At 42.1% G+C, this 25708-nt stretch carries 24 protein-coding genes; 23 read left to right on the plus strand and 1 reads right to left on the minus strand.

Going from position 1 to position 25708, the window contains the following annotated elements; genetic code table 11:
• The first annotated feature begins 28 nt into the window (after positions 1-28).
• Complete coding sequence (locus B2M23_RS16660) at positions 29-1216, plus strand: winged helix DNA-binding domain-containing protein (protein WP_038352352.1); 1188 nt, start codon at positions 29-31, stop codon at positions 1214-1216.
• A gap of 45 nt (positions 1217-1261) precedes the next feature.
• Here the strand turns inward: B2M23_RS16660 and B2M23_RS16665 are convergent, their stop codons facing one another.
• The gene (locus B2M23_RS16665) at positions 1262-1996 is read right to left on the minus strand and encodes a FadR/GntR family transcriptional regulator (RefSeq protein ID WP_052237246.1); all 735 of its coding nucleotides are present in this window, start codon (positions 1994-1996) and stop codon (positions 1262-1264) included.
• Positions 1997-2261: 265 nt separating this feature from the next.
• Between B2M23_RS16665 and lctB the strand changes: the two genes are divergently transcribed.
• From lctB to B2M23_RS16775, 22 genes are all read left to right on the plus strand, one after another.
• A complete protein-coding gene (gene lctB / locus B2M23_RS16670; protein WP_038352354.1) occupies positions 2262-3053 on the plus strand; it encodes a lactate dehydrogenase subunit LctB in 792 nt (263 codons plus the stop codon).
• A gap of 15 nt (positions 3054-3068) precedes the next feature.
• Positions 3069-4292, plus strand: coding sequence for a lactate dehydrogenase subunit LctC (gene lctC, locus B2M23_RS16675; RefSeq protein ID WP_038352355.1), 1224 nt, complete (start codon positions 3069-3071; stop codon positions 4290-4292).
• A 2-nt stretch (positions 4293-4294) separates the two neighbouring features.
• Positions 4295-5695, plus strand: coding sequence for a lactate dehydrogenase subunit LctD (gene lctD / locus B2M23_RS16680; RefSeq protein ID WP_013380257.1), 1401 nt, complete (start codon positions 4295-4297; stop codon positions 5693-5695).
• A gap of 12 nt (positions 5696-5707) precedes the next feature.
• Positions 5708-7234 (plus strand): L-lactate permease, encoded by a 1527-nt coding sequence (locus B2M23_RS16685; protein ID WP_038352356.1) that lies wholly within the window; start codon positions 5708-5710, stop codon positions 7232-7234.
• 172 nt (positions 7235-7406) lie between these two features.
• Complete coding sequence (locus B2M23_RS16690; protein ID WP_013380259.1) at positions 7407-7784, plus strand: potassium channel family protein; 378 nt, start codon at positions 7407-7409, stop codon at positions 7782-7784.
• Between the two features lie 26 nt (positions 7785-7810).
• A complete protein-coding gene (gene dapA, locus B2M23_RS16695) occupies positions 7811-8770 on the plus strand; it encodes a 4-hydroxy-tetrahydrodipicolinate synthase (RefSeq protein ID WP_038352357.1) in 960 nt (319 codons plus the stop codon).
• Between the two features lie 60 nt (positions 8771-8830).
• Positions 8831-9175, plus strand: a complete 345-nt coding sequence (locus tag B2M23_RS16700; RefSeq protein WP_038352358.1) for an iron chaperone — start codon at positions 8831-8833, stop codon at positions 9173-9175.
• Positions 9176-9678: 503 nt separating this feature from the next.
• Positions 9679-10926, plus strand: a complete 1248-nt coding sequence (locus tag B2M23_RS16705) for a hypothetical protein (RefSeq protein WP_038352359.1) — start codon at positions 9679-9681, stop codon at positions 10924-10926.
• A gap of 312 nt (positions 10927-11238) precedes the next feature.
• Positions 11239-12375 carry a DegT/DnrJ/EryC1/StrS family aminotransferase gene (locus tag B2M23_RS16710; protein WP_038352360.1) on the plus strand — a complete coding sequence of 379 codons (1137 nt, stop codon included), beginning with the start codon at positions 11239-11241 and terminating at the stop codon, positions 12373-12375.
• Between the two features lie 109 nt (positions 12376-12484).
• Complete coding sequence (locus tag B2M23_RS16715; RefSeq protein WP_038352361.1) at positions 12485-13105, plus strand: sugar transferase; 621 nt, start codon at positions 12485-12487, stop codon at positions 13103-13105.
• Positions 13098-13736, plus strand: a complete 639-nt coding sequence (locus B2M23_RS16720; RefSeq protein WP_038352362.1) for an acetyltransferase — start codon at positions 13098-13100, stop codon at positions 13734-13736. Before B2M23_RS16715 ends, B2M23_RS16720 begins: the two co-directional genes overlap by 8 nt.
• 3 nt (positions 13737-13739) lie before the next feature.
• Positions 13740-14894 (plus strand): glycosyltransferase family 4 protein, encoded by a 1155-nt coding sequence (locus tag B2M23_RS16725; protein ID WP_038352363.1) that lies wholly within the window; start codon positions 13740-13742, stop codon positions 14892-14894.
• Complete coding sequence (locus B2M23_RS16730) at positions 14894-16051, plus strand: glycosyltransferase (RefSeq protein WP_038352364.1); 1158 nt, start codon at positions 14894-14896, stop codon at positions 16049-16051. Before B2M23_RS16725 ends, B2M23_RS16730 begins: the two co-directional genes overlap by 1 nt.
• Positions 16052-16082: 31 nt before the next feature.
• On the plus strand, positions 16083-17396 hold the full coding sequence (locus B2M23_RS16735; protein WP_038352365.1) for a nucleotide sugar dehydrogenase: 1314 nt from the start codon (positions 16083-16085) through the stop codon (positions 17394-17396).
• A 2-nt stretch (positions 17397-17398) separates the two neighbouring features.
• A complete protein-coding gene (locus B2M23_RS16740; RefSeq protein ID WP_038352366.1) occupies positions 17399-18373 on the plus strand; it encodes an SDR family oxidoreductase in 975 nt (324 codons plus the stop codon).
• A 10-nt stretch (positions 18374-18383) separates the two neighbouring features.
• Complete coding sequence (locus tag B2M23_RS16745; protein ID WP_038352367.1) at positions 18384-19499, plus strand: glycosyltransferase family 1 protein; 1116 nt, start codon at positions 18384-18386, stop codon at positions 19497-19499.
• Between the two features lie 9 nt (positions 19500-19508).
• Complete coding sequence (gene wzy / locus B2M23_RS16750) at positions 19509-21002, plus strand: O-antigen polysaccharide polymerase Wzy (protein WP_038352368.1); 1494 nt, start codon at positions 19509-19511, stop codon at positions 21000-21002.
• Between the two features lie 70 nt (positions 21003-21072).
• Positions 21073-22167, plus strand: a complete 1095-nt coding sequence (locus B2M23_RS16755) for a polysaccharide pyruvyl transferase family protein (protein ID WP_038352369.1) — start codon at positions 21073-21075, stop codon at positions 22165-22167.
• A 67-nt stretch (positions 22168-22234) separates the two neighbouring features.
• Entirely contained in the window at positions 22235-23656 is a 1422-nt protein-coding gene (locus tag B2M23_RS16760; RefSeq protein ID WP_038352370.1) for a lipopolysaccharide biosynthesis protein, read from the plus strand.
• Positions 23653-24846 (plus strand): Coenzyme F420 hydrogenase/dehydrogenase, beta subunit C-terminal domain, encoded by a 1194-nt coding sequence (locus B2M23_RS16765; RefSeq protein WP_038352371.1) that lies wholly within the window; start codon positions 23653-23655, stop codon positions 24844-24846. The genes B2M23_RS16760 and B2M23_RS16765 overlap by 4 nt, the downstream gene beginning before the upstream one ends.
• Positions 24847-24983: 137 nt before the next feature.
• Positions 24984-25409 (plus strand): hypothetical protein, encoded by a 426-nt coding sequence (locus B2M23_RS16770; RefSeq protein WP_038352372.1) that lies wholly within the window; start codon positions 24984-24986, stop codon positions 25407-25409.
• 28 nt (positions 25410-25437) lie between these two features.
• Positions 25438-25656 (plus strand): hypothetical protein, encoded by a 219-nt coding sequence (locus tag B2M23_RS16775; RefSeq protein ID WP_146209128.1) that lies wholly within the window; start codon positions 25438-25440, stop codon positions 25654-25656.
• Positions 25657-25708: the final 52 nt, after the last annotated feature.

Below are 25708 nucleotides of genomic sequence, written 5' to 3' on the forward strand. Positions count from 1 at the left end.
GAAACGACGTACCTTGTTGGAGAAGTCAATGAATATAGAGACAGAACAAATCCGAAGGCATCGGCTGAGGGCACACCATCTGGATAAAAAACAGCCTATGACAGGCCTGACGGCAGCAGCCGGCGCCTGCGGTTTTCAAAACTCTCCGCCCGGCGCGTGGGAAACAGCTTTATTTAACAGGCTGGAGGGATGCACACTGCAGACTGCACAAAACGCGCTGTACCTGGAAAAAAGTCTGATACAGGCCTGGAGCTTCCGCGGCGCGCCTGTTGTCTTTCCAGCGGAGCAAAGCGCAGTCTTTCTGACCGCTCTGAGAGCACAGGAGGGGGAGTCGCCTTGGATCTATACCCGCGGCATCACAGCCGCCCTTGATTTTTTGCAGATGTCCTTTGAGGATTTATTAGAACGGACAGAGAAAGCCGCAGGGCACCTGGACGACTGTGTTATCAAAAGCAAGGACGTTCTGGACAGAACACTGGCAGAAATCATCGAGAAGGAATTGCCCGAGGAAAAACGAAAGCTCTGGCGCGCGCCGTCCATGTATGGCAGCCCTGACCGGCAGACTGTTGGGGGAGCGGCAGTTTCTTTCCTGCTGCGCCCCTGTTCCTTTGCGTCACTGGTGGTCTTTGGCAAGCGGCAGGGGAACAGTCCAAACTTTACTTCATTCAAAAGATGGACAGGCGGCCTGCCAGAAAAAACGCCGGATGCTGAAAAAGCCCTGGTGCGTAAATTTCTGCACTGCTACGGGCCATCAACCAAGGAAGGCCTGATGGCCTGGCTGGGCTGTTCCCCAAGACAGGCAAAGCGCCTGTGGCATACCATCTCGGATGAAATGGAACCGGTTATGGTGGAGAAAAAAACCGCCAGCATGCTGACGATGGATATGGAAAGTCTGCTGAGTTCAGAAAAGAGCGATGACCGGCTGATTTTACTGGGTCCGCACGATCCTTATCTCGATATTAAGGACAGAGCAGTGCTTTTAGAGGATAGGGCCCTTCAGAAGCTGGTATGGAAAACCGTTGGAAATCCGGGTGTTGTCCTGAAGAATGGCCGGGCAGCCGGTATATGGAAAGCAAAAACACAGAAGGACAACGTGGAGATTTCAATACGTTTGTTTGAGGCCTTTCAGGCTGCAGAAAAGAAGGCAATCGAGAGGCTGGCTGGTGAATACGCAGACTTTCGAGGACTTGAATTGAAAAATTTTTATATAGAATAAAGCGGACAGGCAAAAGAGGTACGTCGAAACGACGCCCCTCTTTTTTTAATCTTCCTCTGTATTCTTAATGTCGATGGCTTTTTGTACCTCAGTCACAAAATCCTCAATAAAGCTCATATGGGTGAGCATGGCGCGGGCGGCGGCATCGGGGTCGTGCTTACGGATATTGGCGACGATGTCGCGGTGCTGTTTGTTGATGGCCGAAGCGCTCACCTCCTCCATGAGGATAAGGGTGCGCATGTCCTTGATCAGCTCTTCGATCAGGGTAGAGGCTGAGTTTAAGACATCCTTGATGAGCTTGTTGCGGGAGTACAGTGCAATGGAGTCATGGAGCTTTTTATCCAGCTCAGCACTTTTAGCTTCGTTTGGCTCACTTTCGATGGCAGCGCAGATTTCCTCCAGGCGAAGGATATCCTCCCTGGTGGCATGGAGGGCAGCCAGCTTGGCAGCCTCGGTTTCCAGAGAGCGCCTGAGCTCGTGGATTTCTGTGACTTTTCCGTCGTTCAGCCAGAACATAATGGATAAGGGCTGGGTGAGGGTGTTGTCAAAATCCTCGGTGATAAAGTTGCCCTCGCCCTGGCGGCAGTGTACCAGGCCGATCATCTCCAGAGCGCGGATGGCCTCCCGCACAGTTGCGCGGGAAACACCCAGCTGCTCGGACAGCTGGCGTTCGGAGGGGAGGCGGTCGCCACTCTTTAACTGCTTTGTGACGATGTTATTTTTTATCTGCTCTAAAATCTGCAAATATATTTTTTTCTGTGGTATCTCAGTATACATCATTCATTCTCCTAAGTTTATCAACTTATTCTATCATAGGAGTAATTATTTTACAAATATTAAAAGAAAATAAAAACGCCTGAAAACGGCTAAATCATGCGGATTTTTGTGATTTTATTTCGTAAAAACAAAAGATTGTTAAAAAATAAACATGAAAACGAGTAAAAAAGTCTTGACATTCCTTTACAAAGATTCTATAATGAAATCAACTTAAGTGGTCAGACCACTTACCATTGAAAGTTTAAAAAGGAGTAATTAAGGAGTCATTATGAAAACTTTAGTGTGTATCAAACAGGTACCGGGTACTTCCAATGTCGAAGTCGATCCGGAAACAGGTGTATTAATCCGTGATGGTATTGAATCAAAAATGAATCCCTATGATTTGTACGCTTTGGAAGCAGCGCTGCGTCTGCGTGAAGACCTTGGGGGGACAATCACCACATTGTCCATGGGACCCATGCAGACAAAGGAAGTGATTTATGAATCCTTCTACATGGGCGCCGATGACGGCTGCCTCTTGTCAGACCGTAAATTCGGCGGCGCCGATGTGGTAGCCACCAGCTATACACTGGCCCAGGGAGCCAAGAAGCTGGGCGATTTTGACCTGATCATCTGCGGTAAGCAGACAACCGACGGCGACACCGCACAGGTTGGCCCGGAAATGGCAGAGTTCCTGAGTATCCCGCATGTTACCAACGTTGGTAAAATACTACAGGCCGATGAAAAGGGCCTGACGGTTCAGATGAACATGGAAGACACGGTTGAGATCCAGCATGTGCCGTATCCCTGCCTGATCACCGTTGACAAAGACATTTATACACCAAGACTGCCCTCCTACAAGCGCAAGCTTGATCTTGAAAAAACACAGGAAATCAAGGTTCTGACCCTTAAAGATATGTATGACACCGATGAAAAGAACTATGGCTTGAACGGCTCCGCCACCCAGGTTGAACGAATTTTCCCACCGGAAAGCAATGTGGAAAAAACAACCTATGAGGGTGCTGGAAAAGAAGTTGCCCAGGCGCTGTATGGCATTTTGGCTGAAAAGAAATACGTATAAAAGGGGAGAGATAAAATGGCTGGAATTAAAGTAATCAATGAAAACTGCGGACAGGAGATTTTTGATCAGTTTAATGAAATATGTCCCTTCGGCGCCTTTACTTTTGAAAATAACAAGATGGAAGTAAGCGCTGCCTGTAAAATGTGTAAGCTGTGCCTGAAAAAAGGCCCTGAAGGCTATGTAGAGCTGGAAGAGGATGAAAAGGAAGAGATTGACAAAAGCAAATACCGCGGCGTCACCGTCTATGTAGATCATGTGGAAGGCAAGATTCATCCGGTAACCCTGGAGCTGATCGGAAAAGCCAAGGAGCTGGCTTCTGTCATCGACCATCCGGTATATGCCCTGTTCATCGGCCATAATATCGGTGAAAAGGCCAAAGAGCTGTTACACTATGGTGTTGATAAGGTTTTTGTGTACGACGACGCCCGGCTGGCCCATTTTTCCATCGAGCCGTACACCAATGCTTTTGAGGACTTCATCCGCAAGGAAAACCCATCCTCCATCCTGGTGGGCGCTACCAACGTTGGCCGTTCGCTGGCCCCGCGTGTCGCGGCCCGCTTCCGCACGGGCTTAACCGCAGACTGTACCATCCTGGAAATGAAGGAAAATACCGATTTGGTCCAGATAAGACCTGCTTTCGGCGGGAACATCATGGCTCAGATCGTCACCGAAAACAACCGCCCGCAGTTCTGCACAGTGCGCTACAAGATTTTCTCAGCGCCAGAACGCTCTGAAGAGGCCAAGGGTGAGATTGTGAATATGGCATTAGAAGAAAAACGTTTTGCCTCAGCCATCGAGGTTCTTGAAATCATCAAGAAGGAAAAAGGCTTTGACATCTCCGAGGCCGATGTCATCGTCGCGGTTGGCCGTGGGGTCAAGAGTGAAAAAGACCTGCCGATGGTGCAGGAATTCGCTGACGCCATCGGCGCGAAAATGGCCTGTACCCGCCCGAACATTGAAAACGGCTGGTTTGACCCGCGCCTGCAGATCGGCCTGAGCGGTCGTACCGTTAAGCCTAAGCTGATTATCGCAGTGGGTGTGTCCGGCTCAGTCCAGTTCGCCGCTGGTATGCAGAACTCCGAATACATTGTGGCCATTAATAATGATAAGAACGCATCCATCTTTAATATTGCCCACTGTGGTATTGTCGGGGATTTGTACGAAGTCATCCCTGAGCTGATGGAAGAAATACGAAACAATAAAAATGTGAACGAAACCCTGGAAAGTGAGGCTGTATAACCATGGATTACAAAAAAGTTGATGAAAAGGACGTTGAATATTTAAGAACCCTGGTGGACGCGGACCGCATCCTGGTAGGGGATGAAATCTCTGAGGATTACAGCCATGACGAGCTGGGCACTGTCGCCAATTATCCGGAAGTGCTGATGCGCGTGCTCTCCACCGAGGAGGTTTCCGCCATCATGAAATATGCTTATGAACAGAATATTCCTGTGGTGGTCAGAGGCTCCGGCACTGGTCTGGTGGGCGCGTGCGTGCCGATCTATGGCGGCATCATGCTGGAAACCACACTGATGAACCATATCCTTGAGCTGGATACTGAAAACCTGACAGTGACCGTCGAACCCGGCGTTCTGCTCATGGAGCTTTCCAAATTTGTGGAAGAAAACGACCTGTTCTACCCACCGGACCCAGGTGAAAAATCAGCGACCATCGCGGGCAATATCTCCACCAACGCCGGCGGTATGCGCGCGGTAAAATACGGCGTCACCCGTGATTATGTCCGCGGGCTTACGGTGGTCATGCCAAATGGGGAAGTGCTGGAGCTTGGCGGCAAGATTGTTAAAAACAGCTCTGGCTACAGCTTGAAGGATCTGGTCATCGGCTCTGAGGGAACCCTGTGTGTGATTACCAGGGCTGTGCTCAAGCTGCTGCCCCTGCCTAAAAAAACCCTGAGCCTTCTGGTGCCCTTCGATACCTTTACAGAAGCGGCTGCCGTAGTGCCAAAGATCATCAAATCCAAGGCTATTCCAACAGCCATTGAGTTCATGGAACGCCAGACCATTCTCTTTGCCGAAGACTTCCTGGGCAAGAAATTCCCGGATACCAAGAGCAATGCCTACATCCTGCTTACTTTTGACGGCAACACCAAAGAACAGGTGGAAGCAGAGTACGAAGTGGTGGCAGACCTCTGTCTGAGTGAAGGGGCAAAGGATGTATATATTGTCGATACTGACGAGCGTAAGGACTCTGTCTGGAGCGCCCGCGGCGCTTTCCTGGAAGCCATCAAGGCATCTACCACTGAAATGGACGAATGTGACGTGGTGGTTCCGAGAAACCGTGTGGCAGAATTTATCAACTACACCCACGACCTTGAAAAGGAACTGAATATCCGAATCCCGAGCTTTGGCCATGCCGGCGACGGCAACCTGCACCTCTACATCTGCCGTGATGAGCTGGGCCAGAAGGAATGGGAAGAAATGCTGGATACTGCCATGGATAAGCTCTATGCTAAATCCCTTGAGTTTGACGGGCTTGTCTCGGGCGAGCACGGCATCGGCTATGCCAAACGAAAATACCTCTTTAACGATTATGGCGAATATGAAATGGGTCTGATGGACGGCATCAAGCATGCCTTTGACCCGAAGAATATTCTGAACCCTAAAAAAGTCTGCCAGATGTAAGGGGGTATGGAGATGGACAACATTTATGTTCTTTTCATATTGGCGCTCATCCCCATCATTTGGTTAATTGTTTCACTGGGTGTGATGAAAATACCAGGGCATAAGGCCTGTCCCGTGGCCCTGGTGATCACTCTGGTTCTCAGTATAATTGTCTGGAAAATGCCGGCGCTTGACAGCTTTACCGGTGCCCTTGAGGGCATCGTCATGGGGCTTTGGCCCATTGTCTACATCATCATTGCGGCGGTGTTTACCTACAACCTTACCACTTATTCGGGAAGTATGGAAACCATTAAAAACATGATGACCGGCGTATCCTCAGATAAACGCATCCTCGTACTCATACTGGCCTGGGGCTTCGGCGGCTTTCTGGAAGCCATTGCAGGCTTTGGCACTGCGGTGGCCATCCCTGCCGGCATTATGGCATCCCTTGGCTTTAACCCGGTCTCGGCAGCGGTCATGTGCCTGATTGCGAATACCACGCCGACTGCCTTTGGGGCCATCGGCCTGCCAGTCACCACGCTGGCCCAGGTAACAGACCTGAACGTTATGCAGCTGTCCTATACGGTTTCCATTCAGCTTTTTGTGCTCATACTCATCATCCCGTTTGTGCTGGTCATGCTTACCGGCGGGGGATTCAAGGCCATTAAGGGTGTGTTCGGCATCACGCTGATCTCCGGCCTGTCCTTTGCGGTTCCTCAGATTTTTGTGGCGAAGTTCCTTGGAGCAGAGCTTCCTGCCATTGTGGGATCGCTGATCTGTATGGGCGTGACCGTACTGGTCGCCAAAAAATTCTATAACAGAGAAGAAGCTGCCGGGGCTGTGAAGGTCCCCCTGAAAACTGCCTTCATGGCCTGGCTGCCCTTTATTCTGGTTTTTGTTTTTATCATTCTCTGCTCATCGCTGTTCCCGTTTATCAGTGAGCCGCTGGGCAGCATTAAAACTTCAATCCCCATTTATACCGGAGAGGGCGCGAAGCCCTACACCTTTGCATGGATCGCCTGTCCGGGAACCCTGATCATCCTCGCCACCTATCTGGGCGGCCTGCTGCAGGGGTTAAAATTCAGAGAAATTTCCGTTGTGTTTGGTAAAACCATCAAGCAGATGGGAAAGACAGCAATCACAGTTTGTTCCATTGTAGGCCTGGCCAAGGTTATGGGCTACAGCGGAATGATTACTTCCATCGCCATGGTACTGGTGGCCGTGACAGGCAGTTTTTATCCCCTTATCGCGCCCATCATCGGTGCGCTCGGTACCTTTGTGACAGGGAGTGATACCTCAGCCAATGTCCTTTTCGGCGAGCTGCAGGTACAGGCTGCGGGTTCCATTGGGGCAGACCCATTCTGGATCGCGGCAGCCAATATGGCTGGCGCCACAGCCGGAAAAATGATTTCACCCCAGAGTATCGCTGTTGCTACAGCGGCCACTGGGTTAATTGGTCAGGAGGGCAAGATCCTAACCTCGACCATGAAGTTCTGCGCGGTGTATGTCGTGATTATCGGCATCGTAGTATTCTTCGGAGGCCCACTCTTAGGCTTCTGATAAAATCGTATGACAAATTTTACCTGAGAGAAGGAACCGTCAAGCGCAACTGACGGTTCCTTTTCTTTTTAGAACTTTTTAATGCGGCGCCCCAGATTTTAATCCCATCTTTACAGAGAAGACCCTATAATAAGAAACAACAAAAATCTTATCAAAGTGAGGAAGTATCAAGTTGAAAACAAGCGTGAAGAAAACAGCTGTCATTGTGGGGTGCAGCCAGATGGGCGCCCGCCTGGCAATGTCTTTATCGGACAAAGGCTATAAGGTTGTGATCATGGACAAGGATTACCACGCCTTTGAAAGGATTGACCGGCATTTTCTGGGAACAGAGTTCCTGGGCGATGGCCAGGATCTGGCAGCGCTTCGTTCTTTAGGGGTTGACAATATTAAGCTTTTCGTGGCCGCGACCGGAAACGATGCCGACAACCTTACCCTGTCACGCAAGGCCGAAAAGCTTTATCACCTGGGCCGCGTCTACGCAAGGCTGAGTGGAAACCAGAGCCGTGAACAGCTGAAACGCTGTTCCGCAGACCATGCTTCGGCAATATAGCCCAGTGGACGATAAGAGGAAAAATCATGAAAGCTAAAATTTTTAAGGGGGCAGCCACCGCGCTGGTAACCCCGATGAAGCCCGACGGGTCCATTTCCTACGAGACCCTGTCAGGACTGATCGACTACCAGCTTAAGCACCATGCCGACGCGGTGGTTATCGGCGGCACCACGGGTGAGTCCGCGTCTCTTTCGGAAAGGGAACTGCTTGAACTGACGGCATTTACCGTTAAGGCGGTAAGAGGGCATATCCCTGTCATTGCCAATATGGGCAGCAACAATACTGCCCACAGCGTGGAGCTGGCCGGCAAAATGGAAAAGCTCGGAGCCGATGCTCTGCTTTCGGTAACACCCTACTACAACAAGGCGTCACAGCAGGGACTTTACGAGCATTTTAAGGCAGGGGCCGCGGCTACCGGACTGCCCATCATTCTCTACAATGTGCCCTCCCGCACTGGCGTCAATATCGCTGTGGATACCTATAAGCGTTTGTCTGAGATTGACAACATTGCCGCGGTCAAAGAAGCCAGCGGCAATTTCAGCCAGATGGCGCAGATCGCTGCTGAGTGCGGCGATGCCCTGGACATTTATTCCGGCAATGACGACCAGATTGTCCCGGCGCTGGCGCTGGGGGCTGCGGGCGTCATCTCGGTGCTGTCCAACCTGATCCCCGGCCAGGTTCATCAGATCTGCGCCAGCTATTTTGAGGGTAATGTGGGTAAAAGCCGTTATTTCCAGCTTTACTATCTGGAGCTGGCAGAGGCGCTGTTTTCAGACATCAATCCCATTCCGGTCAAGCAGGCCTTGAACTTTATGGGGCTGGATGTGGGAGGCTGCCGTCTGCCGCTGTGCGACATGGCCCCCGCCGAGGCGGCCAGGCTGCTAAAGTGCATACAGAAGTATGGGCTCTGCCGCTTTCCGGAAAGGCCAAAAGAAAAGCGCTTCCATGGGAATCGGCGTTTATCCCTGATATCTGATGTGTTTTAAAAACGAGCGCTCCGGGGTATAATAGAGGCATTAAATAATGCCAAACCGGAGGATAAAACAATGAACGCAATAGATGGCTACATCGACCAGTTTACAGGTGATAAGCGAAAAAAGCTGGAGGAAATCCGCGCGCTCATCAGAGAGAACGCGCCAGAGGCCAGTGAAAAAATCAGCTGGAATATGCCTACTTTTTTCCTGAACGGTAACCTGGTGCACTTTGCCATGAACAAAGCGCACCTTGGCTTTTATCCCACACCCAGCGGGATAGAGCACTTTGAGAAAGAGCTGAAGGACTACCGGCATTCCAAGGGAGCGATCCAGTTTCCGCTGGACAAACCCTTACCAAAGGATCTGATCGCAGCGATTGTCCAGTTCAGGGTAGCGGAAAACACAAAGAAAAAATAAGATAAAAAACGCCCGCTGCTGTGAAGGCAGCGGGCGTTTTTAACGTTTGTAGATATATTTTTAATGGGGTTGGTGTGCTGGGAACCAATTGAAAAAGACTCGTAGACTATTCATGGTCTGCGAGTCTTTTTGACTTCCAAATTCTTTTATAATTTAACTGCGTTACCTATTATAACATTGCCTAATGAAAAAAGCATCAACTTTTTTATAAAAAATTAAATATTTTTCTTCAAAGGCAATTTACAACTATATTTTACCAATAAATCAAATTTTCGTCAAACAAATCTTCCTAATTATATAAGAGTGAATTTGGTCTGAAGTCTGGTCAAAAACATACGAAAAATGGCTGATTTACTTGATTTTTTCTTTTAGTTTTAAAATTTCTTTCTTAACCACTCTGGTCAGAAAAATGGTCAGGATTGTCTAAAGCTCTCATATCCTCTGGTTTTTCAGGCAACTGCTCGCAGACCATGAATAGTCTGCGAAGAACAGAGGAGTTAAAAATGAAAGCCGGATACGCCATTACGACGTACAAAATACAGCTGAATTACAAGCATTTAGACTGGTTTAAGCAAACCCAGTCTCTCTTTGACGCTGTTCTGGCATTCTACTATAAACTGCTCGAGAAGCAGCCCGAAACCCTCGAACTTTCCAATCAGAATTTACTGCGTTATTTAGAGCTGCAGACAATAAAACAGCGTGATGGCACCAAGCCAGAAATACCGCTGCCCTTTGAAAAAATACCCCTGTATTTTAGACGTGCTGCCATCAACGCAGCCATCAGTATGTACAGAAGTTATATGGGCAAGCTAAAAACCTGGGCAGAAAAACAAATTAAAAATGAAAAGCCAAGCCCGCCAAAGCGCCTGCACATGTCCATGCTCTACTACAAAGGCATGTATAAGGACTTTGACGAGAAAAGCATTCTGCTCAAGCTCTACACTGGCAGAGCCTGGGCCTGGGTTAAGCACCGGTATACCGGCAGACCTTTTCCTGAAAATGCCGAGCTCATGAGTCCGACTGTTGTCATCAAGAAGAAAAAAGTCATGCTCCATATCCCCGTCAAGGAGATCGTGGAGGATGGCAGAACCGCTAAAGCGCGCGTAAAACAGCACGAAAGTTTTGTCGCTGTGGCACTCACCACCTCCGACAGCCTTGCCGTTTGTACCACCATACAAGCTGACGGTCGCGCCAGCCACCCTTATTTCATCAAGGGCGGAAAAGAACTGGCACACCGTAGGAAGCAGCTTCTGGGATATACCAAACGCAGCAGCGCACCAGAGAATGTGAATGGCCGCCCCAACGCAAAATATTATCAAAAAATCACCCGCGTCACCGACCACTATGCCCATGAAGTCTCAAGGAAAATCGTTGACTACGCCGTCCGTCAGAGCGCCAAACTCATTGTCATGCCCGGCTACAGCAATAGCTTCGCCAAAGGCACACTGCCATACCTTAAGACAAACGTCATGGACTTCATCGGTCGTCGGATCATCCGTTACACCAGTTACAAAGCCTGGCAGGCCGGCATTGTCGTCACCTTTAACAGTGTGGGGAATGCCAAAAAAGAATGCTACCATTGCGGCAGCGTGATCTATAAATACAATGCCGAATATCAACCGCCAAGCCAAAACTTTTACGGCGGAAAAAACTTCCGGTGTAAGGAAGGTCATAAGGGCAGCACCGCCCTGAACACTGCCAGAAATATCGGTAAAAGTTTTTATGGGGCTTTTTATGAAAAAGCTGCTTGATGGTCTTGTTTATATAAATAGATGAGTAATGTTTTAATAATGAAATTTTAGTTGTTTAAAACCTGTGGAGAAATGCACAGGTGTGCTTTTCGTCTATAAGGCCAAAAGTACAGGTTTAGCACCGCCTGTTTTTATTTCGCGTCGCATTGTGTTTGGTTTCTATATATAAGTAAGAAACCAAACACAATGCGATGAAAGTAAAGATTAAAGGATCAAATTTTGATCATGAATGCTACGAGTTTTAAATTAAATGATAAATAGTGATGTAATGTAGGGAACGCTGCCTACAGCGTTCCGAAAAGAGGAACTAACATGGAAAAATCCGAAAAAATCTACCTCGCTTCCCCTCACATGGGCGGCGAGGAAATGAAATACATACAGGAAGCCTTTGACACCAACTGGATTGCTCCGCTGGGCAAAAATGTCAATCAGTTTGAAAAAGAAATGGCAGACTATGTAGGCGTTAGGACAGGCGCCGCCCTGTCTGCTGGCACAGCTGCCTTACATCTCGGCTTAAAAGCACTGGGGGTGGGGGAAGGCGACGTGGTCTTCTGCTCCAGCCTGACCTTTTCAGCCAGCGCTAACCCCATTATTTACCTGGGGGCAAAGCCTGTTTTTATTGACAGCGAACCCGAGACCTGGAACATAAGTCCAATTGCTCTTAAAAAAGCCTATGAAAAATATCCTAATCCAAAAGCCGTGATCATTGTGGATTTATACGGCCAGGCCGCCGACTATGAAGAGCTGTCAACCCTCTGTAAAACCCACCACACGCCAATACTGGAAGATGCCGCCGAAGCCTTAGGCGCGACCTATCAAGGACAGAAATGCGGTGCCTTTGGTGACTTGTCTGTTCTGTCCTTTAATGGCAACAAGATTATTACCACCTCCGGCGGGGGTATGCTCCTCGGCAATGACGAAGCGGTCATTCAGAAAGCCCGCTTCTGGTCCACCCAGTCCAGAGAGAATGAACGCCACTATGAGCACAAAGAACTGGGCTACAACTACCGCATGAGCAACATCGTTGCCGGTATCGGAAGAGGACAGCTAAAAGTGCTGGAAGAAAGAGTTGCGAAGAAAAAGCAAATTTTTGAGACCTATCGAGAAGCATTTAAAGAAATCAACGATATTGAAATGATGCCCATTTCCGATAAAGGCAAGCCCAATTATTGGTTAAGCTGTATAACTTTAAAAGAAAATAGCGCAGTCAAACCTTTAGATATCATGTTAGCCTTAGAAAAAGAAAACATCGAATCTCGCCCTATATGGAAGCCCATGCACCTACAGCCCTATTTTAGGAATTATGTTTTCTTCAGCCATTGGGATCAAATGAGTGAACAAAGCATCGCGGAAGATATCTTTAACCGGGGCATCTGCCTGCCAAGTGATACCAAAATGACCGAGACAGACCAGCAGCGTATTATCAAAATTATTAAAGCACTGTTTTAGTCTATAACAAACGTGTAGGGAACGACGCCTTCGGGGTCTGCCCCCGAGACTTGTCGCCTTATGGACAAGTCGAAGTGGGTATCGTTCCGATGAAATACAGAGGTTCAAAATGATCTATCAGAAATATATCAAACGCATACTCGACATCACCCTGTCCGGAGCAACCATCATCGTGCTGTCACCCGTGATGGGCGTCACCGCCATCCTAGTCAGAAAGAAGCTGGGAGGCCCGGTCATTTTCAAACAAAAACGGCCCGGCAAAGATGAAAAAATCTTTACCATGTACAAGTTCAGAACCATGACCGATGAGCGGGACGAAAAAGGTGAACTGTTACCGGATAGTATCAGACTGACCAAGTTTGGAAAGATGCTTAGGAGTACCAGTTTGGATGAATTGCCCGAGCTGTTTAATATTTTTAAAGGCGATATGAGTATTGTTGGGCCAAGGCCTTTATTAGTGCAGTATCTTCCCTTATATAATGAAAAACAACGAAAAAGACACAAAGTAAGACCAGGCCTCTCCGGATTGGCACAAGTCAATGGCAGGAATGCCATCACCTGGGAGCAGAAATTCAATTATGATGTTGAATATGTAAAAAAAGTCAGCTTTGCCCTCGATGTCAGTATTGTCATAAAAACCATGATCAAAGCCTTCAAGCGGGAAGACATCAACGCAGATACAGCGGTAACAATGGAAGTATTCAGAGGAAGTGAAAAAGCCAATGCCTGAGAAAAAAGTTATGATCATCGGAGCCAGCGGCCATGGAAAAGTGATTGCTGATATCATCCATCAATCAGGAGATCAAGTCATGGGCTTTTTAGACGATGATCCGACAAAGAAAGAGATCCACCAGATTCCCGTATTGGGAAAGATAGAAGATACACAGAAATACAAAGACGATTTCTGTTTCATTATCGGAATTGGAGATAATCAAATCCGTAAAAAAATAGCAGAAAGAAATCCAGCATTAAACTACTATACAGCCATTCATCCCACTGCAGTTATCGGAGAGGGTGTCCGTATTGGTAAGGGTACAGCCGTGATGGCGGGTACCGTGATCAATGCCGATGCAAACATTGGTGAACATTGTATCATTAACACTTCGGCGGTCATTGAGCATGAGTGTGTGATTGGAGACTATACCCATATATCGCCACAGGCCTGCTTGTGCGGAAATGTGTATGTGGGTGAGGAATGCCATGTTGGGGCCGGGGCAACAATTATTAATAATCAAATGATTGTTAAAAATACGGTCATCGGTGCGGGATGCGTTGTAGTGACGGATTTACTTGAATCAGGAATTTATATGGGTATGCCTGCAAGTAAATCCAAATATAAAAAAGATATCAAGGAAAAATAAAGTGTGAGAATTCTACAAGTTATTAAAACGAATAATGGAGCCAATTGGGCATTTGAACAAGCTAAATTTCTTTTTGAAAAGTATGGTATAGAAATCATTACTGTGTTGCCCGATGAAAAAGAGGGGATGGCACAAAAATATAAAGAGGCAAAAATGCCAGTGGTTAAAGGTGATTTTTCGTTACCGACAAAGCAGCCTTGGTTACTACGAAAAAGAATTGAAAATATTAAGAAAATTGTCGATTTATATCAACCAGATATTATACATACTCATTTTGTAACAAACATTTTGATGCTAAGAATCGCATTGAAAAGCAGAAACATACCGAGGATTTTTCAAGTGCCTGGGCCATTACATTTAGAAAATTTCTTTTTTAAAAAGGTAGATGTTTGTTTAAGCAACAAAAATGATTTTTGGATAGGTACCTGTAAAAAGACATGTGAAATTTATTTAAAAGAAAATATAAGTAGAGATAAAGTGTTTTTGACCTACTATTCAGGCTATGGCGGAAAAACATGTGATACCTATGAAGAATCAACCAATATCCTCCATAAAGAATTCAATTTATCAAACAATGATATTTTAGTTGGGATGGTGGCGTATTTCTATTCTCCAAAAAGATATTTATTCCAAAAAAGAGGATTGAAAGGTCATGAAGATTTTATTGATGCAATTCGTTTAGTTCGAAAAAAAAATAAAAATGTAAAAGGTATTATTATTGGGAAAGCTTGGGATAATGCAGAATGGTATGAAAAAAAAGTAAAAGATTATGCCAATAAAAAATGTGGAGATGGCATTATTTTTACAGGATTCAGAGACGATATGAAAAAAATATACCGTGAGCTTGATATTGCTATCCATCCATCACATAGTGAGAATTTAGGTGGAGCTGCTGAGAGCTTAGCAGCAGGCGTCCCTACAATAGCCACAGACGTTGGAGGATTTCCAGATATCGTTCTCGATAATCAAACAGGATTGCTGTGTAAAATGAAAAATCCAGAAGATTTAAGTGAAAAAATTAATTATGCTGTAGGACATATGAATTTAATGACATGTTACGCCCAAGAAGGAAAAGAATTGGTTAGAGATTTATTGGACATTAATAGATGCTGTGAAAGTATTTATCAGATCTATCGAAAAATTTTGGGAGAGTGCTAATGGCCGTTTTATTTGCGCATGACGGATACATGGGTGTTATTAATGAAGAAATTTACAGTGATACCTATGATAATAAAATTATTGAAAGATACAAAGAAATATCACAAAATGTTATTTTTTTAGTAAGAAAGAAAGATTATAAAAATGACACAAAATTAAAAGAAAAAACTAATCATATAGAGCAAAGTAATTTTTCCTTTCAAGGGGTTGATAATTTTAAAACTTTAAAAGGGTATTTAGGACTAAAGACAATCAAAGAAAAAGTTAACTCATGTGTTAGAGATGCAGAATATATTGTAGCTAGAATACCCAGTGATCTAGGATTTTTAGCCATTAAGTATGCAAAAAAATACAGTAAGCCTTATTTAATAGAAGTCGTAGGTTGCCCATTTGATTCTTTATCAAATTATAACACTATTGGGAAATTATTAGCACCGATATATATGATATATATGAAAAAAATTGTAAAACGAGCACCTTATGTTTTATATGTTTCAAAAAATTTTCTTCAAAAACGGTATAAAACCTATGGTAGACAAATCAATTGTTCTAATGTTGAATTAGAAAAGGCCAATGGAATAATTTTACAAAATAGATTAAAAAAAATAAAAAATACTGATAAAAAAAAGATTGTTATAGGAACTTTAGCGGCAGTAAATGTTAAATATAAAGGGCAACAATTTGTAATAAAAGCAATAAAAATGTTGTATGAAGCTGGATATGAAATAGAATACCAATTAGTTGGAGGTGGAAGTAAGGATTATTTGAAAAAAATAGCACAAAAGGAAAAGGTAAGTAAACAGGTAAAGTTTTTAGGAGAATTACCACATGAAAAAGTTTTTGAATGGCTAAGTACAATTGATATTTATATACAACCCAGTCTTACGGAGGGGCTACCTAGAGCTTTAATAGAAAGCATGAGTTTAGGATGCCCAGCTTTGGGAAGTGATAGTGGCGGAATACCTGAGCTTTTAGATAAGAGTTGCTTATTTCCCAAAAGAGATATTCGACAATTAGTAAAATTAATAAAAAATTTCGATACGGAAAAAAAATTAGTCGAAGCACAAAGAAATTTCTATGCTTCTCAAGAATATACAAAAAATGTATTGGATCAAAGAAGAATAGATTTTTACAGAGAATTTAAAAAACAAACATAAATAAACAATTAAATTCGATTCTGGAGAAAAAATGGATTTATATCAAGCACTTAAAAACAGACAAGAAAAACTATCCCTCATAGGTCTCGGCTACGTGGGCATGCCCATTGCCGTTGCCTTCTCAAAGAAAGTCAACGTCATCGGCTTTGACGTCAACGCTGAAAAAGTCAGTCTTTATCAAAAAGGTATCGACCCCACCAAAGAGGTGGGGGATGAAGCTATTAAAAGCTGTACCGTGGATTTTACAAACGATGAGACAAAACTCCGAGAAGCCCGATTTCACATTGTGGCCGTTCCAACCCCGGTGAGAGACGATAAAACCCCCGACCTGACCCCCGTGGAAGGCGCCAGCCATACCCTGGGAAGAAACCTGACCAAAGGTTCCATCGTGGTCTATGAAAGCACCGTTTATCCCGGCGTTACCGAAGAAGTCTGCATCCCCATCTTAGAAAAAGCATCCGGCTTAAAATGCGGCAAGGATTTTAAAGTCGGCTATTCCCCAGAGCGCATTAACCCCGGCGACAAAGTCCACCGCCTCGAGACCATTGTCAAGATCGTCTCCGGCATGGACGCAGAAACCCTGGACACCATCGCCAAAGTTTATGAACTGGTGGTGGACGCCGGCGTCCACCGGGCCGAGAGCATCAAAGTTGCCGAAGCGGCCAAAGTCATTGAGAACAGCCAGCGGGATATCAACATCGCCTTTATGAACGAACTGTCTATCATTTTTAACAAGATGGGCATTGACACCCAGGCGGTTTTAAAAGCTGCCGGCACCAAGTGGAACTTTCTGAACTTCTATCCCGGCCTCGTCGGCGGTCACTGCATCGGTGTCGATCCCTACTACCTGACCTACAAAGCCGAGCAGTTAGGCTACCACTCCCAGATCATCCTGTCCGGACGGCGCATCAACGACGACATGGGAAAATATGTGGCCGAAAACATCGTCAAGCAGCTGTTGAGAAAAGATATCTCCGTCAAAAACGCCAGAGTCGCCATTCTGGGCTTTACCTTCAAAGAAGACTGCCCCGATACCCGAAACACAAAAGTCATCGACATCGTCAAAGAGCTCAGAGACTACGGCATTGAGCCCATCCTCTGCGACCCCGAAGCTGACGCCGAAGAAGCCAAACGAGAATACAGCGTCACCTTCACCGACTACAAAGACCTGAAAGCCTTAGACTTAATGGTCATCGCCGTTGCCCACCAAAGCTTTAAAGACAAAACCCTCAAGGACTTCGACAAACTCTATCAAAATCCAGAAGCCAAAATCCTCATGGACCTGAAAGGCATCCTGGATAAACAAACCTGTGAAAAGCAAAACTATACCTATTGGAGGTTATAAAAATGGGATATGAAAACATCACCTTTCCCCAAGAAACCAAATTTCTGATCACCGGCGGCGCAGGCTTTATCGGCTCCAACCTCTGCGAAGCCCTGCTAAAACGCGGACATTTTGTCCGATGCCTGGACGACCTCTCCACCGGAAAAGCAGAAAACATCCAGCCCTTTTTAGAAAACCCAAACTTTGAATTCATCAAGGGCGATATCCGGGACCTCGATACCTGCATGAACGCCTGCAAAACCATCGACTACGTCTCCCACCAGGCCGCCTGGGGAAGCGTGCCCCGAAGCATCGAGATGCCCTTGCTCTACGAAGAAATCAATATCAAAGGCACCCTCAACATGCTCGAAGCCGCCAGACAGAACAACGTGAAAAAATTTGTCTACGCCTCCTCTTCATCCGTGTACGGCGATGAGCCCACCCTGCCCAAAAGAGAAGGCAGAGAGGGCAATCTGCTCTCCCCTTACGCACTGACCAAAAGAACCAATGAAGAATACGCCGCGCTTTACACCAAACTCTACGGCCTGGAAACCATCGGCTTTCGCTACTTCAACGTCTTTGGCAGAAGACAGGATCCCGACGGCGCCTACGCTGCCGTCATCCCAAAGTTTGTGAGTTCACTGCTTTATAACATAGCACCAAAGATCAACGGAGACGGCACCCAGTCCAGAGATTTCACCTATATTGAAAATGTCATCGAAGCCAATCTGAAAGGCATGCAGGCCCCCAAAGAAGCCGCCGGGGAAGCCTTCAACATCGCCTACGGCGGCCAGGTTAACCTCAATGAGCTCTACCAGAAGCTCAGCGAACTGCTGAACAAAAAGATCGAACCCGTCTATGGCCCGGAGCGGGCAGGGGATATCAAACACTCCAATGCGGATATTGGAAAGGCGAGAAAACTTCTAAGGTATGCGCCGGAGTATAGCTTTGAGCGGGGGATTGAGTTGACGATTGAGTGGTATCGGGAGAACATATAATGGAGAAAAAATGATTAGAGTATTACATGTGATTGGATCAATGAATAGAGGCGGAGCAGAAACATTTATTATGAATGTCTATCGTCATATTAATCGCGATGAAGTACAATTTGATTTTTTACTAGAAGCTCAGAAAGAAGGAGCTTATGATAAAGAAATTCTAGCGTTAGGTGGTAAAATATTTTTTTATATTCCAAGAAAAGAAAGCATTTTTAAAAATAAAAAAAGTCTAGAGACATTTTTTAAAAAGCATTCTGAATATAAAATAGTTCATCAACATGCTAGTTCACAAAGCAATATTGAACCTTTAAAGGCCGCTAAAAAAGCTGGCGTGCCAGTACGTATATTGCATAGCCATAGTACAAAACAAGGTGGGAGTAAAATTCATAAATATATTCATAAATACAATCAAGTAGTTCATAAAAATACAGCCACACGTTGCTTTGCATGTTCAGACTTGGCTGGCCAATGGATGTATGGGAAGCATGATTTTGAAATTATAAATAATGGAATAGACGCAAACAAATTCTCTTATAACCCTAAAAAAAGAGAACAAATACGAAAAAAACTGAACATACAATCAGATCAGTTTGTAGTAGGACATATTGGGAACTTTGTCGAGGTCAAAAATCATGAGTATGTAATAGAGATATTCAAGGAAATGCTTAAAATAGAACCTTCATTATTATTGTTACTTGTAGGAGATGGAAGACTGAAAGCTCATATCCAAGATATAGTAAATAAATATGATTTAAATAATAATGTAAAATTTACTGGTTTGGTAGAGAATCCTGAAGATTATTTGCAAGCAATGGACGCATTTGTATTTCCTTCTTTTTATGAAGGTTTTCCCGTTACTTTAGTTGAAGCACAAGTGTCCGGTCTACCTTGTTTTATTTCAGATCATATAACAAAATCTGTGAAAATTTGCGATAATGTTTTTTTTGAAGATATTAGTGATAATCCAATTGTATGGGCTAACAATATTTTAGCATATAAAGAAAAAAAATACAAAAGAATCAATTCGAAAAGAAATATTATTCAAAAAGGATTTGATATAAGGCAAGTTGCTCGAAAGTTAGAAGATGAGTACTGTAAATATAGTTATTATTTAAAAGAAAGCTAGAAAATTAAAATGACAATATCATTTAATACTAAAAAAGTAGTCTTTAGTATCCTAACGTGTATTTTTTGTGGAGTTATTTTTATAATAAATTATTTTTTCACATTAAGAGGAGTAAATAATTTAGAAAAAACATACATTATTTGGGGAGTTATTGGATGGGGGGTTCTTTTTTGGTGTATCTTCTCATGGTATAAAATTAGAGATGAAGTGATTTGTTTATATACTGCGCAGATAGTAGTTTTCTTTTTGTTTAACTTTGGGCAAAGCTTAGTTGTTGTTTTTGATGCAGTTGACCAACAGGGGGCATTAACAAATATTTTTAGCTATAATACACTAGTTAATGCGCAGATATATACATTGCTATCAGTTTTAGCCTTTCATTTTGGAGCTCTTTTAATATGCAAGAAAAAACCGAACTTAGTATTAAAGAATAATAATCCAAGAAATTGCAATCAAGTAAGCGGTGATATATTGCTTTCTGCCATTAGATTTACTGGAATAATTTTATTGATTGTGTCTATGCCAGCGTTTTTTTATAATACATTGAAGACAATTGAAACAGTAGCACAAGGTGGTTATGGCGCGTTATATAATTATGGCGTAGGGGGTGTAAGAGGAGAAGTAGTAAGTAGTGCTTTAGGATCGAGAATTATAGATTTTGTCTCATCATACTTTGTGCCAGCTCTTATTTGTTTAGTAATTGGCGATTCAAAAAAGAAAACGCAACGTAATATATATTTAGGATTAATGTTCATATATATGGTTGAGCAATTTTATATTGGTGGCCGTAGCGATGCTGTCAAATTACTTATTACGATTATTTGCGTATTTCATTATTTAATAAAAAAGCTTGATAAAAAAGCTGTATTTAAATTAATAATTTTTGGATATTTTTTTATTTCATTGTTATCTGTTATTGGAAATGTAAGAGGACTCCCTAATAGATCAATTTCTCTTTATTTAACGGAATTTATAGCCTCATTTGGGAAAGAAAATTTGTTTTTGACCACAATTAGTGAGCTTGGTGGAAGTATGTTTCCGTTATGCTCTTTGTTTTCAATAATGCCCGCATTGGGGTTTAAATATGGTTCAACATATTTATATGCTTTGACAACAATAATACCAAATTTAGGTTTTTGGTCAATCCATCCAGCACGTTTATATGCAAATGGGTCGAGTTGGTTAATGTCTGTTTTAAATATGACATATGGACCGGGCTTCTCAGTTACAGCCGAGGCATATCAAAACTTTGGGGAAATTGGTTTTTTATTTTTAGTTATCATTGGAATTATATTTGGAAAAATATATACTATGATAGACACAGATACAGCTAAAATTCAACCTGACAAAGTAGCAATGACACTTATTTTTTTTAATGCTACTTTAACGTTTGTTCGAAACGATTTCTTAAGTTTAATAAGAAGTTTTTTCTATATAGCTATTCCTGTTTTTTTGTTAATACGAATTGTGTATGAAAGAAAACTAAAAAAATTATTAAAATAAAAAAATAATATAAATAAATTAAGTTTTTTGAGTATAACGTCAAAAAATCATCATATGAGAGGAAAATATATTGAAAGTAGGAATATTAACTTGGCATAAAGCAATTAATCATGGTGCAGTGTTACAAGCTTATGCTTCTTGTGAAATTATTAAAGTTCTTGGATATGATCCGAAAATATTGAATTATTCGTGGAATTTGTATGAGGATAAAAGAAAATTACAAAAATTTTTTAGGAGAGTAAAAACATTCTCACCTCAAAAGGCAATATGGTTTTATCATCATAAGAAACTATATAAAGAGAAAATTAAAAATTTTGAAGAATTTGTGACAAATAAATTACCTATTGGAAAACTATTTTATGAAGAAAAAAATCTTGATGCAGTTTATATTGGTAGCGATATGGTGTTCGATATTACGCAAGGATATAATCCATATATGTATGGACTTGGGGTACCATCAAATTATATTTTTTCATATGCTGCCAGTTTTGGATATACAACGATTAACGAAATAAAAACAGATGACCACTATAACCAGATTGTTGAGGGTTTATCTAAAATGAAAGCTATTGGTTATAGAGATGAAAATACAAAAAAAATATGTGAAGAGCTTAATATTTCAGTTAAAATGACAGAAAATATCGATCCTGTTTTGTGCTACGGCTTCGAAAAAGAAATTTCTGCATGGGATTCAAAGAAATGGAGAGGGAAAAAATATATTTTAATATATGCTTACGGTTCTTTAATAAACGAAAGAAAAACGATATCTCAGCTTAAAAAGTTTTCTAAGGAAAAAGAGTTGAACATTATATCTTGTGGGTATTATCATAGCTGGTGTGATGAAAATATTCCAGCTTCACCACAAGAATTTTTGGAAATGTTTAAATACGCTAAATATGTCGTTACTGATACTTTTCATGGAACGATTTTTTCCCTTATATTACACAAAAAATTTGTAACAATAATTAGCAAAAATGGATTTAAAGTAAAGTATTTGTTAGATAATATACATATGAGTGATAGAATCAAAAAAGATGAAATTACAAAAGTGCTAATACAAGATATTGATTATAAATATTACGATAATTGGATAGAAAATGCGAGAAAAAAATCGAAAAGCTTTATTAATTTAAATCTTGAAAAAGCTCAGAAAAATAACTGTTAAAGTTTCTAACATTTAATCGTTAGTTAAACTTGTTTGAAAGTGATTAAAAAGTTAGGTAAAGTATACAATGGATGGTAATGTTTATGCCTCTAAGAGACTGGCAAAAGGAACAATAATTTATATGCTAGGTAATTTAATGAGCAAAGTGTTACAAATGCTTATTCTTCCTATTATTACAACCTCATTACTGGCAAGTGAATATGGTTATTATGATATTATAATTACAACAATAAGTTTGATAACGCCTGTGTTTACCTTACAATTTATTGAAGGTTTGTTCCGATATTTATTTCATGCTTCTGAAAAAGAAAAAGAAAAAACAGTATCAACCGTAACAGCTTTTTTATTATTTGGGTTAGTAGTGTTGGCATGTATTATCGTAATGCTTCATTATATGATTCCCAATTTAAAATATTTGTTATATATATATATTAATTATTTTTCAGCAATAGTTTTTAATTATATGCAAAAACTCTCAAGGTGTGAACAAATGAATGCACAGTTTGCTCTCTCGGGAGTGATTAATACTTTTACAATGTTAATATGTCAAGTTGTGGCATTATTAGTTTTGCATTTAGGAGTACAGGGTATGCTCTTAGCCAACTGTATATCATATTTAGTTGCAAGCATATATCTAGAATATTATGTACGTGTGGAGAAAAGAATTTCCATAAAAAATATTGACAAAAGCCGTTTTATAGAATTATTTAAATATTCCATACCTTTAGTTCCGAATAGTATCTGTTGGTGGCTTATATCTTCATCAGATAGATATATAATTACTTTTTTTCTGGGGGCTACTGCTAACGGGATCTATTCTATAGCAAGTAAATTTTCACAATTACTAACATTTGCAACAAGTGTATTTCAACTCGCCTGGCAAGAAAGTGCAATAATAGAAAAAAACAATAAATACAGAGATGATTTTTATTCCACGACATTTAATACTTATATGCGTTTGTTGTTGGGGGGATATCTTGTGATTTTGCCTATAATTAGATTGGTTATGCCATTACTTGTTTCTGATGGTTTTCAAGAAGGATATCTTTACAATCCATTATTACTTTTGGGTGCAATTTTTTCTGCATTCTCGCAATTTTACGGTAGCGCCTACTTAGTTTTTAAAAAAACTAATGGTGCTTTTACAACTACGGTGATAGCAGCAGGTATTAATGTAATTATAGCAACATTGTCGATTAAATATATTGGACTCTATGGACCAGCTTTAGGAACGGCTATGTCCTTTTTTATTCAATGGCTTATTAGAATGTTTCAAATGAAAAAGTATTTTAAAGTCAAGATTGAAAATAAAAATTTGTTTATTCTTCTGTTTTTCATGAGTATCTCAACTATTTGTTATTACAGTACTAATATTTTTTTACATATTGTAACTCTGATTTTTGGTATGTGTATTTGTATAATAATGAATAAAAAAATATTAAAAAATATACTCAAAAAAATAACAACAACAAAAGGAGAAAATCAATGAAATATTTATGTTCTGCTTGCGGTGCATGCATGAATATCTGCCCACAGAACGCTATACAAATGGTTGAGGATGATTGTTCATTTTTATATCCACAAATTAATTCAGAGAAATGTGTTGACTGTGGCCTGTGCGAAAAAGTCTGTGCGTTTCAATATAAGGAAGAATCTTCTGGTGCTATTTGTGTTTATGCTGCAGCAGAAAGAGATGCTGAAAAAATTAAGCAATCGGCATCCGGTGGTGTTTTTGCTGCTATTGCAAAGTCTGTTCTCGCTGAAAAAGGTACTGTATATGGCGCGGGTATTGTTTATGTAAATAATAATTTAATTATAAAACATAAAGGTGTCGATAATGTTGAAGATTTACATGAATTATTGGGATCAAAATATGTACAGAGCAACATAAATTATACATATAAAGAAATTAAAGATAAATTGATGAATGGACAATTTATATTGTTTTCAGGAACGCCTTGCCAGGTAGCCGGTTTAAAAGGCTTTCTTCAAAAAGACTATGATCATTTATTGACGATTGACTTAGTCTGTCATGGGGTTCCCTCTTTAAAAATGTTTCAAGATTATATAACCATGTTGCAAAATAAAATAAAAGGAAGTATTCAAAACTTTAAGTTTAGAGAAAAAAGTAAAAATCAAGGATATACAGCAAAAGTAATATATAATGACGATAAAAGAGATGTTCAAACTCTATTGATTCCTTCATTAGATTCTTCTTACTATACAATGTTTTTAAGATCAGAGATTCATAGAGACAGTTGTTATTCATGCAAATATGCCAACAGAAATCGTCCAGGAGACATCACGATTGGTGATTATTGGGGAATTGAAGAGCAGCATCCAGAATATTTGAAAATAAACGGCGGTAACTTAGATAAAAAGTTAGGAATTTCTTGTATTTTGGTGAATACAGAAAAAGGGGAAAAACAAGTTGATAAGTGCAAAGATGTTCTGTATTTATATCCGTCAACGTTTGAGAAAGTAGCGAAAGGCAACCAGCAATTAAAAAATCCAAGTCAAAGAGGGAAGCAACGCGATAAAATACTAAAATTATATAAAGAACGAGGTTATATTGCTGTTGAAAAAAGATTTAACAGGCATAGAATATTAAGAGCATACATGAATAAAATTATTCCACGTAAGATAAAGCCTAAAATTAAAAAATTGTTAAAAAGTTAATAATTGCCCCATTCTTATCGAGACCCCACCCGGCAGGCGGCATCTCCCGCCTGCCGGTTTTTTCATCATATGTAAACCGTTTACCTCACAGGTTCAACCGGTTTTCAAATAAATATTATATCTTTGGAGGAGCAAAAATGTACAATTTCAACAATCTTGAGTGCTTTCCAGGCATTGATCTGGAGCATGCGGCTTTTGGGCTGGGGGACGGGCAGTTTTACCTGACGGAGGAGCAGCTGGAGCGTTTGGTGCGCGATCCGGAGCTGGGGCTGCCGGTGGCGTATATCAACCTCAGCAGTGTCACTGATCCCATGACGGGCATTGTGTACCGGGACGGCTCGGTCACGCTCTGGCCCTGCACGCCTAAGCGTCTGATTAACCTTGTCGGGCGTCTCTTTAAGAAGGATATGGGGGCCTGCGGGCGGGCTAACGCCAAGCGCTTTAAAACTAAGCGGAACCTCTGCTTTTATATTGGCAAGAACCTTCAGGTTATGCCTGCTCACACGAGCCTCCCCGGTGACGGAACGGGAAACAGTTACGTCGACCGGATTTTTTTTAATTAAAGAGCACGACCAAGAGCGTGGGTGTGTTGTGGCTGAGAGCGGAATGGCGGTCTGTTATGCCGGCACCAGCATGGCCATGGAGCGGAAGATCGAACAGGGTTCTGCGCTGTGCAGGGCGCTTTTGCCGGCTCAGGTCCTGCTGACAGGCAGTGGGTTTTCCGTTGTGCGGGACGGGGAGTGCCTGCGGTGTGAGTATTTTAATGTTTGCCTTCAGGAAGAGAAAAAGCTCAAAAAGACCGCTTTTTAGACAAAATAATATCTTTTTAAAGCAAAAAAGTCTCAGATATGGGGCTTTTTTT

It is taken from the genome of Eubacterium limosum (genome assembly GCF_000807675.2).
GTDB lineage: Bacteria > Bacillota > Clostridia > Eubacteriales > Eubacteriaceae > Eubacterium > Eubacterium limosum.

Coding starts and splice junctions, on each gene's coding strand:
- lctC (WP_038352355.1), top strand. CDS start 3,069: ATGGCTGGAATTAAAGTAATCAATGAAAACTGCGGACAGGAGATTTTT.
- B2M23_RS16660 (WP_038352352.1), top strand. CDS start 29: ATGAATATAGAGACAGAACAAATCCGAAGGCATCGGCTGAGGGCACAC.
- lctB (WP_038352354.1), top strand. CDS start 2,262: ATGAAAACTTTAGTGTGTATCAAACAGGTACCGGGTACTTCCAATGTC.
- B2M23_RS16760 (WP_038352370.1), top strand. CDS start 22,235: ATGGATGGTAATGTTTATGCCTCTAAGAGACTGGCAAAAGGAACAATA.
- B2M23_RS16705 (WP_038352359.1), top strand. CDS start 9,679: ATGAAAGCCGGATACGCCATTACGACGTACAAAATACAGCTGAATTAC.
- B2M23_RS16710 (WP_038352360.1), top strand. CDS start 11,239: ATGGAAAAATCCGAAAAAATCTACCTCGCTTCCCCTCACATGGGCGGC.
- B2M23_RS16665 (WP_052237246.1), bottom strand. CDS start 1,996: ATGATGTATACTGAGATACCACAGAAAAAAATATATTTGCAGATTTTA.
- B2M23_RS16735 (WP_038352365.1), top strand. CDS start 16,083: ATGGATTTATATCAAGCACTTAAAAACAGACAAGAAAAACTATCCCTC.
- wzy (WP_038352368.1), top strand. CDS start 19,509: ATGACAATATCATTTAATACTAAAAAAGTAGTCTTTAGTATCCTAACG.
- B2M23_RS16700 (WP_038352358.1), top strand. CDS start 8,831: ATGAACGCAATAGATGGCTACATCGACCAGTTTACAGGTGATAAGCGA.
- B2M23_RS16720 (WP_038352362.1), top strand. CDS start 13,098: ATGCCTGAGAAAAAAGTTATGATCATCGGAGCCAGCGGCCATGGAAAA.
- B2M23_RS16770 (WP_038352372.1), top strand. CDS start 24,984: ATGTACAATTTCAACAATCTTGAGTGCTTTCCAGGCATTGATCTGGAG.
- lctD (WP_013380257.1), top strand. CDS start 4,295: ATGGATTACAAAAAAGTTGATGAAAAGGACGTTGAATATTTAAGAACC.
- B2M23_RS16745 (WP_038352367.1), top strand. CDS start 18,384: ATGATTAGAGTATTACATGTGATTGGATCAATGAATAGAGGCGGAGCA.
- B2M23_RS16730 (WP_038352364.1), top strand. CDS start 14,894: ATGGCCGTTTTATTTGCGCATGACGGATACATGGGTGTTATTAATGAA.
- B2M23_RS16740 (WP_038352366.1), top strand. CDS start 17,399: ATGGGATATGAAAACATCACCTTTCCCCAAGAAACCAAATTTCTGATC.
- B2M23_RS16715 (WP_038352361.1), top strand. CDS start 12,485: ATGATCTATCAGAAATATATCAAACGCATACTCGACATCACCCTGTCC.
- B2M23_RS16765 (WP_038352371.1), top strand. CDS start 23,653: ATGAAATATTTATGTTCTGCTTGCGGTGCATGCATGAATATCTGCCCA.
- B2M23_RS16685 (WP_038352356.1), top strand. CDS start 5,708: ATGGACAACATTTATGTTCTTTTCATATTGGCGCTCATCCCCATCATT.
- dapA (WP_038352357.1), top strand. CDS start 7,811: ATGAAAGCTAAAATTTTTAAGGGGGCAGCCACCGCGCTGGTAACCCCG.